Origin of the sequence: Microcoleus sp. S13_B4, from assembly GCF_036700885.1 — a bacterium.
Lineage (GTDB): Bacteria > Cyanobacteriota > Cyanobacteriia > Cyanobacteriales > Microcoleaceae > Microcoleus.
The window spans coordinates 1-9,108 of the sequence record NZ_JAUBPU010000106.1 but is presented as its reverse complement, the minus strand read 5'-3'; the positions used below and the strand labels follow the sequence as shown (position 1 = coordinate 9,108).

The following is a 9,108-nucleotide window of genomic DNA, read 5'->3' as shown; positions in this document are numbered from 1 at the left end:
CGTGTCATTGGTTTTCTCACCGGATGGTCTTGGATTTTACATTCTTTATCTCTATCACATCTTTAAAAAAATGGTATAGCTTGTGAGTAATGCCGATATATCGTTGTTCTTCCTACCTTAAATAGGACAGCCGCTTGGGCGATACGACCGCCATTTTCTACATAGGCCACGACTCTTTTTCTCAAATCTATGCTGTAAGACCTTTTCCTAACTGGTTAACTATTTTTATTCCTTTTACGTCATTTTTTAATATTCTCATACTTATTTGAAATGACTATATCTATGTTCTGACGGGGTTGTCACCCCGTGAAGTCCGCACCTTACCACATACATAATGTAAAAATTCCTTTCTTGCGTAATATCGTTTGCAGTGGCGTCGGAATAATATATTTGGATCATGTCAGTGGGAGCTTAAGAGCTCGCGATTTGGGTAGCGAGCTTAAGACATCCCACTATAATTCCGATGCCACCGGATTTGATATAAGTTTTCTTGAATATGCGATCCCAGTTGCACCTCAAAACGATTAGTTACGATGTGTTTGCTTTTTTACTTTTTTCTTGTGAGCATCCATAATTCACAAGATACTTTTAAATTTCAACCATATAATACTTCTTCTACAGGCGGCGTGGCGTCTGTGGGGTCGAAGTGTTTAATTTTCAAAGCTTGTAGCAAAAACAGCCAGATATAAAGCGGATTCAAAAAAACATACCGCTGCCAAAGGCGCCGAGGTTCCTTCATCATCCGAAACAGCCATTCCAAACCTATTTTAGATAAAAAGTCAGGAGATTTAGCCAAATTACCCGCATGAAAATCGTAAGCAGCACCTACAGCTATCAACGGCATTGATAAGTCGTCCCGGTATTCGTAAGCCCAGACTTCTTGCCGGGGACACCCCAAACCGACAAAAGTAATTGCTGCACCGCTGTTGCGAATTTGCTGTGCAATTTCTTGTTTCTCTTGGGGCGAAACTTGCCTAAATTTAGAAGGCTGAGTTCCAGCAATAATTAACTTGGGAAAACGCTGGCAAAGATTGCGAGATAAAGTTTCAAGTACAGAAGCTTGAGAGCCGTACAAATAGATAGATAATCCTTCTTCTGCCGCACGTTCGCAGATTTGTAACATCGCATTCGGCCCGCAAACTCGATCGGGCAATGCCGTATGGTAGAGCAAATTTAACGCCCACCTGACCGGCTGTCCGTCTGGCAATACTAAGTCAATGTGATTGAGACGATAGCGATGAGTGCTGTCGAGAACCCCAGTCATTACCCCGTGAACCGCTAGAGCTGAAACTGACATAGGTTTTCCGGCGCTGGCTGCCGCAATAATTTTGCTAACAGCCGCTTCATAATTAACGGCATTAACTAAAATGCCGAGTACATTCTTTTTTCCTTTATCAATCATGGAATACCTCTTTAAGTCAACGCTCGCGGTTACACTCATAAAAAATCTCCTGTAGGATTTGTTTAACTTTGTATTCCATCCTTTACCCCAATTCCCAGCACATTCTTTTTTCTCAGCTCAATCATCGGAGCCTTCTTTCAGCCAACGCTCACGGTTACACTCATAAATCTCCTGTAGGATTTGTTTAACATTATATTTCATTTTCCAGTCTGGATAGTGACTGGCAAATTTTGAATTGTCGCTAATCCACCAAATGTGATCGCCAATGCGATTCCCTTCAGCATAAGTCAAATTGAATTTGCGTTCTGCAATTTCCTCCGACATCTGAATGGCTTCTAACATCGAACAGTTGCTGTACCTGCCTCCTCCTGTATTATAAACTTCGCCACTTCTGGGAGCTTTATAAAATTCATAAAAAGCCGCAATTAAATCAGCACTATGAATGTTATCGCGGACTTGCTTGCCTTTGTAGCCAAACACGGTGTAAGGAGTTCCCGTCACGGCGCACTTCATCAAGTAGGCGAGGAAGCCGTGCAATTGAGCTCCCGAGTGATTGGGTCCTGTCAGGCAGCCACCACGAAAACAAGCGGTGTTCATATTAAAATATCGACCGTATTCTTGAACTAAAACGTCAGCAGCTACCTTAGAAGCACCAAACAAACTGTGCAGGCATTGGTCGATTGACATATCTTCCCTAATGCCGGTTTCGTAAGTATGGCCTGGTTCAATTTCCCACCTGTGTTCTAATTCAATTAAAGGCAATTTGTTGGGTGTATCGCCGTATACTTTATTGGTAGAAGTGAAAATGAACACCGCTTTAGGACTGTACAAGCGAGTTGCTTCTAAAAGATTGAGAGTACCGTTAGCGTTGACGGTAAAATCTATTTGAGGATCGCGGGCAGCCCAATCGTGGCTCGGTTGGGCTGCTGTGTGAATTACTAACTCGACCGACTCGCCGTACCGCTTAAAAATATGGATAATGGCTTCAGAGTCGCGAATGTCCACATCTAAGTGATCATACTTGGTACCCAAGGAGTTTTCGAGCAGTTGGCGGTTCCAGCTTGTAGAACCATCAGCACCAAAAAAGAACTCGCGCATATTATTGTCGATGCCAACTATATCTAAGCCTTGTTTGGCAAAGAACTTACACGCCTCAGAGCCAATTAAACCTGCCGAGCCAGTAATGATTGCAACGCCCACGTTTCACCGCCTTAAAAAATATAGTTTTCTTTGTTGGGTCCGATCGAACAAATCAGAAGTTATCATGATTTTCGATAGACTATATCTTCGCACAATTGAGCAAAGAATTCACCGTTAACATCCCAATCATATACTTCCCTGACGTGATTGCGACCTGCTTCACCCAAGCGCGATCGCAACTCGGCATCGCCCGCTAAATGAGCGATCGCCTCAGCTAGACCCTGCACTGCCTGTTCTGGATTGTAACCAGGTACTTTTACCCCCGTTTGGGCCGTCACTTGAGTAGCAGGCCCTCCCAGATCCAAGCAGATGATGGGACGCGCCGCCGCCATCCCCTCCAAGCAAGTCCAGCCACCTGAATCGTGCAAGCTAGGGTGGATAAGTACATGAGACTCCCCTAGCTTATCCAAAGTTTCCTCGCGCGGCAGCCTCCCCCAGAACTTAACTTGAGAGGAAACGCCCAATTCTTCCGCTAGAGATTGAAGGAGATCGCGTTCCGGGCCATCCCCCAGCAGCCAATATTCGGCATTCGGCAAGTTAGCTTGGGCAAAAGCCCGCAACGCAAGGTGATAGCCTTTCCAGTGCAGCAGCCGCCCCATACTGATGAACCTGATCGGGGAAAGCCCTGGCATCTGGCACTCTCCCAGCCGCGCCATCTCTTCCTTCGACAGACACGCCTCGGAAAGCACCTGCACTTTTTTAGCCCCCATCGCCCGCACCCGCTTCGCCGTGTCCTCCGTTGTCGCCAAAGCTAAGACGCTTCTGCGAGCCGTCATCCTGGCAAAGGGATCTCTCTCACCCAGGCGCTGCCCCCAGTCTCGCGCTGTTTCGTAAAGTTTTGCCTTAAAGCTAAAATCTTCCCAAAAAGGTTTAGGGGCTGCTTCGCCACCGCCCACAGGCCCCCAAATAAAAGGAATTGGCAGCAGCGAGATGAAGCTGGGCGACCAAAATTTAACGTAGGTAACGTGGCGGGCGATGTCGAAATTAATTTGGCGGTGGAGCTGGCGCGCTTCTAAGTAAGCCAAAATTTGCCACAGGTAATAGTGCAATTGCAGCCCTCCCTGTCTACCTTTAAAGTTTTCGCTCCAGCCGAAAGGCTCAATGTAGACAAAGTGCAGCTTAGGGTTGGGGTACGTGGCGAGGTAGGCTTCAATAGCGGTACGGTAAAAGGTGCGAGTTAGTACCCAAACTTCTTGATGCTTGGTGGCTTCTACCACCGCATTCCAGCCCACTCCTTCCTCAGATCCTTGTCCGGGTTCGCAGGCAAAGGCAGATAAAAGAATTTTCATCGGCAATTTGTAGTGGTTAGTGGTTAGTGGTTAGTAATTAGTCGTAAGCCGTTAATTTGTTGTTAGTAGTTATTTTTACTTAAAAACGCTGTTTTTTGCTACTATCCACAACAGCTTAACCACTAACTACTAAGCGTTAAAAAGGATGTTACTTCCACATAAGCTTGGGCGGCTGTTTCGGGAGTTTTTTGAGCAATTAGTTCGCGTGAGCGCTCTCCCATTGACTTAATCAAATCTGGATTGTCTAGAAAGCGCCGCATCGCTTCAGCTAAACATGAGGGCTCGTGAGGATCGAAAATATAACCATTTTCCCCTTCAGCAATCAACTCACAAGCAGCGGCACCATTGGAGCATAGTATAGGTTTGGCAAAAACCATCGCCTCCGGTACCACCATTCCCCAGACATCTTCAAAAGTAGGAAATACAAAAACATCAGCTTGCTGAAAGTAAGTACCCAAACTTCCATATTCCACCCATCCGGCCCAAGTTACCTGATCTTCAAAATTGCGCTCTTTAATAAAATTTTCCAGTTCTTCCCGCTGATCTCCCTTGCCAACAATCAACAGCGAATAATCAACATAACCTTGACTTTTAAGAATAGCGCAAGCTTCTAAAAGCGTCTTAATTCCCTTTCTTGATGTGATACGCCCCACATACAGAAAAATTGGGCGTTTCAACTCCAAATTCGGCGACTCAGTGCCCTCCAGCCGTTTCATTAAAGCTCCCGCATCGGGGACAAGATAGGTTCGGGTAAAAATTTTATCCTCGGGTACATTAAGCGCTTCTATCAAATATTGCTTGCCCGCATTACTGTTAGAAATAAAAGCATCAGCAAACCGCACAAGTATCCGGCGAACAAAAGTCCGAAAACTGGAATCTCGAAAATCTGTATTGGGGGAACTACCATCATAAATAATCGCAATTTTCCACCGCATCAGAGGTTTTAGAAGTGCTACAATCACAGTCCACAAAGAGAAAGCTTGGGGAAATACGACTTGAGGACGAAAATCGAGCAGATAGCCGATAATACTAGGTGATACTACGATAAATCCGCGATCGTAGCCTGTATCTATCTTTGTCGTCTCTACAAAACTCGTCTTTCCTACTAACTGAATTGCCGACGAACCAGGCATTTTTGGATCGAACCCCGGCCAAACCCCACCCGTATAAAATACAGTATTCTTAAAAACCTTCGTAAATTCTCTCAAAACAGGCTGCCAGTACGCTCCCAGTCCCACTTCTGGAACCAGCCAAGCAATGCGGAGTTCATTTCTATCAACCATCCTATTCACCTTGAGTTTTGTTTTTAGTCAATCCCAGTTTACTCAACACTGAAAGCCAAACTAACCTTCGATAAGGTAGCAGCCAATAAATTGGCCACAACAAGCCACCATGCCGCTGAGTAAATACTTTCCACTCTTGAGCCGGTTGCAGGGTAGTATCTTTGAAGGATAGACCTTTCGGTTTGCTCATTTTGTCCAATCCTTCGCTTAAATTCTCAGCAGCCGTTTTTGTCACCTGGGGGTTGAGGGAACAAGTGCCTAAATAGCCGGGAGCAATCCAAACTGTACATCCTTTCTGTCGGGCTCGTAAACCATAATCCCAATCACCAATATAATGGACAAAAGCCGGATCGAGGTTGCCGACAATTTGCACAACACTGCGAGGAATTAATACGCAGTTGCCGTGCATCGTATCGCATCTCTGAGGGTCTTTGCTCGGTTCGAGAACACCATATCGGAAGGGGTGCAAAGGATTATTTCGCACGACACCACCGTATGTTGTTTGACCTGTTTCGAGATCGCAGGTAGAACCGCCAACGATTGCTTTTGTTTCTCCTTTTTCTGATAAATTGTGACTTGTTTGTAGCAAGACCCTTACTGTTTCTTGATAAATAATAGTGTCATCATTTAACCAGAGGTAGTAGTCGGGATCGTCTTTCATTGCTTCGCTAAAAGCGCGACGCATTCCCCCATTCCAAAATAGGTTCCCATCGCCGGAAAAAATTTTGACTTGAGGATAGGTTTGACGGACTGCATCGCTGGTACCGTCGGTGCTGGCATCATCGACTACATAGGTAGAAATATCTACATTGGCGGGAAGGGCCTGGTTAAAAAGTGCCTCTAAGCAAGCTAATGTTTTCTGTTGGCGGTTGAAGCAAGTTAAAAGGGCGGCGATCTTAGTACGGTTCATTATTCCCAATTTGGCTGCTTTTAACGATAGGTAAGGCTAAAAGTAACAGTGTTTTATTTTACCACTCGCTCGGCGGTTGCAACCGTCGCTACAAAAATGAAATTAGGGCTTACGCAGTCGCTACAGCCCTTTCACAAGGGGGGTTTAAGAGTTCCCCACTTGGGCAATGGGGTCGGGGTATCAAGGTTTGAGAGTTTAAGAGCGTCAGTCCTAGAAGTCGGTCTGGGTAAACTATTGCTGTATTATAGTTGACCGGCGAACTTTTTGGTGATAAATTGGAATTTAGAACTTAAGTTAACAGGCCAAGCCTGCAAGGTTCCTAGCACATTCATAATATTGATGAGTTCTCCTAAGCAAGAATAATTATAATCGTTGGAGTGCAACAGTTTAAATGCCACATTATCAGACAAAAACTCCCCTTGTTTTTGTGGTTTTCAATCGAGTGGATACTACTGAAAAAGTCTTCGAGGCGATTCGACAAGTTAAACCCCCTAAGCTGTTAGTAATTGCTGACGGCCCTCGTGCCAACAAACCTGGGGAAGCTGAAAAGTGCGTCGCTGTACGTGCAATTATCGATCGCGTCGATTGGGACTGTGAAGTTCTGAAAAATTATTCAGAGATTAATTTAGGTTGCAGGGATCGCATTTCTAGCGGTTTCGACTGGGTATTTAATACCGTAGAGGAAGCAATTATTCTCGAAGATGATTGTTTGCCAGACCCAACATTCTTCCCTTTTTGTGAGCAGTTATTAGAGCATTATCGAGATGACAAACGGATTATGTCAATCGCTGGCGTAAATTTACAATTTGGGAGAAAAAGAACAGAAGACAGTTACTATTTTTCGCGTTTTAGTAACTGTTGGGGATGGGCGACTTGGCGCCGAGCATGGCAATACTATGATGTTGACATGAAGTTATGGCCTCAACTTCGGGAAGCAGGCTTTCTCGAAAATTTATTAGCTAATCCTCAATCTGTAAAAGTTTGGGATAGTGCTTTTCAAGTTTCCTATGATGGAACTGTCAACAATTGGTTTTTTAGATGGCTTTTTACTTGTTGGGTTGAAAATGGACTTGCTATTATTCCAGAGAAAAATTTAATTTCTAATATTGGGTTTGGCAGTCAAGCCACCCATACTTCAGGAGAAGATAGTATATATAGTAATATGCCAACGGAAGCAATCGCCTTTCCTTTAAGACATCCAAACCACGCGATCCGAAATTTTGTAGCCGATCAATTCACTCAAGATACATTTTATGATTATCATCCCCCATTAATCCGGCGCATTAAGAAAAAATTAAATAAGTTATGTGGGAACACAATATTTAACCTTCACTAAGTAATTAGTAACCATGTCTAAAATCTCAACATTTCTCCGTTCTATAATCAAAAATCCAATCACTGAATATCTGCGATTTTTAGTCAATTGGTGGAAAAACAAGTTTAAATATAATAATTTTTATCAAGACTATATGGCTTTGGTTACAAATTCAACTATCAGTCACAATGTTAGTGTGTCTAGTCGTGTAGCCATAGAAGGTTCTGTCATTGGTTCTTACACTTATGTGCGCGATAATACGCGAATTTTCAATGGTGTTGTCGGCAATTTTTGTTCGATAGGGCCAAACTGCATCATTCGCTTAGGCTTACATCCTGTGGGAAATTTTGTTTCCAGCCATCCGATATTTTATTCGCCAAAGATGCTAGTAGGGACAACTTTTGTAGACCAAAAATATTTTGAGGAAGAGGAAAAAAATGTCCATATCGGCAATGATGTTTGGATTGGCTCAAATGTTATTGTTGTAGATGGTGTAACTATTGGTGATGGAGCCATTATCGCAGCCGGAGCCGTTGTCACAAAAGATGTGCCACCTTATGCTATATATGGAGGAATTCCGGCAAAACTTATTCGCTATAGGTTTGATGAACAAAAGATTGATTTTCTGCTGAAGTTTAAGTGGTGGGACAATGATGAAAAATGGTTGAGAAAAAATGTCAAAGATTTTCACAACATTGACGACTTTATCCATATTTATAACACGCAAAATAGTTGAACGAGCGCGGGTTCGGTAGTATGTCTAATTAGCCCCAGGTTATATAATATCAGCAGTCATCTGGGATTTAAACTTAGACCAATTCAGAACCATCACAGCCGCTATGAAGGCCAGTGTATCATTGCTAGTCTGATACGGCAAAAATCTATAGCGAAAAGTAGCCATTCTCGGGTCGCTTTCTTGGTATAAAATATCTTGGGCAAAGTTTCGCCACCGTTCATCTATCAAATCAATTGTCATACCAGCATGAGCAGACGGTAGCAGCATATTGGAGCCGTGAAGACCAATTATTAAGCGGCTCTCTGAATAAAGGTGGCAAATCTCCTTTTCAATTTTTTCATTAAAACTATCCACCCTGTAATCTTCAATCCATTCTGGGAACTTAGTTTGTGTACCCAGACCAGCCACTGCAAATTTTGCTTCGGGTACTTGCAACTTGATCTTCTCAAATAACTGCTGAATTTTCAAATTTTGCAATGGCAGTGCCATTTCTCCTTGATTCAGCTTTCTAAGACCTCGCAAGAGCAAACGGTTAACTAACAGACGATCTTCCCGCCAAATAAAAGTAATCTTTATTTCTTTCTCCTCAAAGTTGTGTTTGGGTACTCGACTAAACCGCGTGATGTCAAACCGACTTGGATGAGAATAAGCTTCACTGACATAAATTTCTTCAAAGCGTTTGGTTTCTTTCTCAACAAACTCAGCGAAGCTGGGATAGTAATTTCGACCATCTTTTAAAGAAATAGGCACTGTCCAGACTTCAGCAACTCTATCGGGAACCATCCACCTTAAAAACTTAGGAACTAAGTAGTCTCACAAGATTAATTACACAAACAACTAATATGATATAATTAAAAATATCAAGTTGTGTTCAAAGAGGTTTTATATGTTTTTACTTCGAGATATCAATCCACTTTCTTTAAAATTGCTAAACCGAATTTATCGCGAAAGCAGACATCATCAAGTGCGCCAA

8 protein-coding genes and 1 pseudogene are annotated in these 9,108 nt (G+C 43.2%); 2 read left to right on the top strand and 7 right to left on the bottom strand.

What is annotated here, in order from left to right:
- Positions 1 to 92: 92 nt before the first annotated feature.
- From QT994_RS26955 to QT994_RS26930, 6 genes and pseudogenes are all read right to left on the bottom strand, one after another.
- Positions 93 to 191, bottom strand: a pseudogene (locus tag QT994_RS26955) (IS630 transposase-related protein); the annotation flags it as partial.
- A gap of 404 nt (positions 192 to 595) precedes the next feature.
- Positions 596 to 1,441, bottom strand: coding sequence for a WecB/TagA/CpsF family glycosyltransferase (locus QT994_RS26950; protein WP_333180090.1), 846 nt, complete (start codon positions 1,439 to 1,441; stop codon positions 596 to 598).
- Between the two features lie 78 nt (positions 1,442 to 1,519).
- The gene (locus QT994_RS26945; protein WP_333180088.1) at positions 1,520 to 2,602 is read right to left on the bottom strand and encodes an NAD-dependent epimerase/dehydratase family protein; all 1,083 of its coding nucleotides are present in this window, start codon (positions 2,600 to 2,602) and stop codon (positions 1,520 to 1,522) included.
- 62 nt (positions 2,603 to 2,664) lie between these two features.
- Entirely contained in the window at positions 2,665 to 3,891 is a 1,227-nt protein-coding gene (locus QT994_RS26940) for a glycosyltransferase family 4 protein (RefSeq protein ID WP_333180086.1), read from the bottom strand.
- Between the two features lie 122 nt (positions 3,892 to 4,013).
- Positions 4,014 to 5,174, bottom strand: coding sequence for a glycosyltransferase family 4 protein (locus QT994_RS26935; RefSeq protein WP_333180083.1), 1,161 nt, complete (start codon positions 5,172 to 5,174; stop codon positions 4,014 to 4,016).
- A 1-nt stretch (position 5,175) separates the two neighbouring features.
- Positions 5,176 to 6,084 carry a glycosyltransferase family 2 protein gene (locus QT994_RS26930; protein WP_333180080.1) on the bottom strand — a complete coding sequence of 303 codons (909 nt, stop codon included), beginning with the start codon at positions 6,082 to 6,084 and terminating at the stop codon, positions 5,176 to 5,178.
- Positions 6,085 to 6,526: 442 nt separating this feature from the next.
- Here QT994_RS26930 and QT994_RS26925 point away from each other — a divergent pair, with 442 nt between their 5' ends.
- Entirely contained in the window at positions 6,527 to 7,420 is an 894-nt protein-coding gene (locus QT994_RS26925; protein ID WP_333180077.1) for a glycosyltransferase family 2 protein, read from the top strand.
- A gap of 13 nt (positions 7,421 to 7,433) precedes the next feature.
- Complete coding sequence (locus QT994_RS26920; RefSeq protein ID WP_333180076.1) at positions 7,434 to 8,135, top strand: CatB-related O-acetyltransferase; 702 nt, start codon at positions 7,434 to 7,436, stop codon at positions 8,133 to 8,135.
- Between the two features lie 39 nt (positions 8,136 to 8,174).
- Here the strand turns inward: QT994_RS26920 and QT994_RS26915 are convergent, their stop codons facing one another.
- Positions 8,175 to 8,885 (bottom strand): hypothetical protein, encoded by a 711-nt coding sequence (locus QT994_RS26915; RefSeq protein WP_333180074.1) that lies wholly within the window; start codon positions 8,883 to 8,885, stop codon positions 8,175 to 8,177.
- Positions 8,886 to 9,108: the final 223 nt, after the last annotated feature.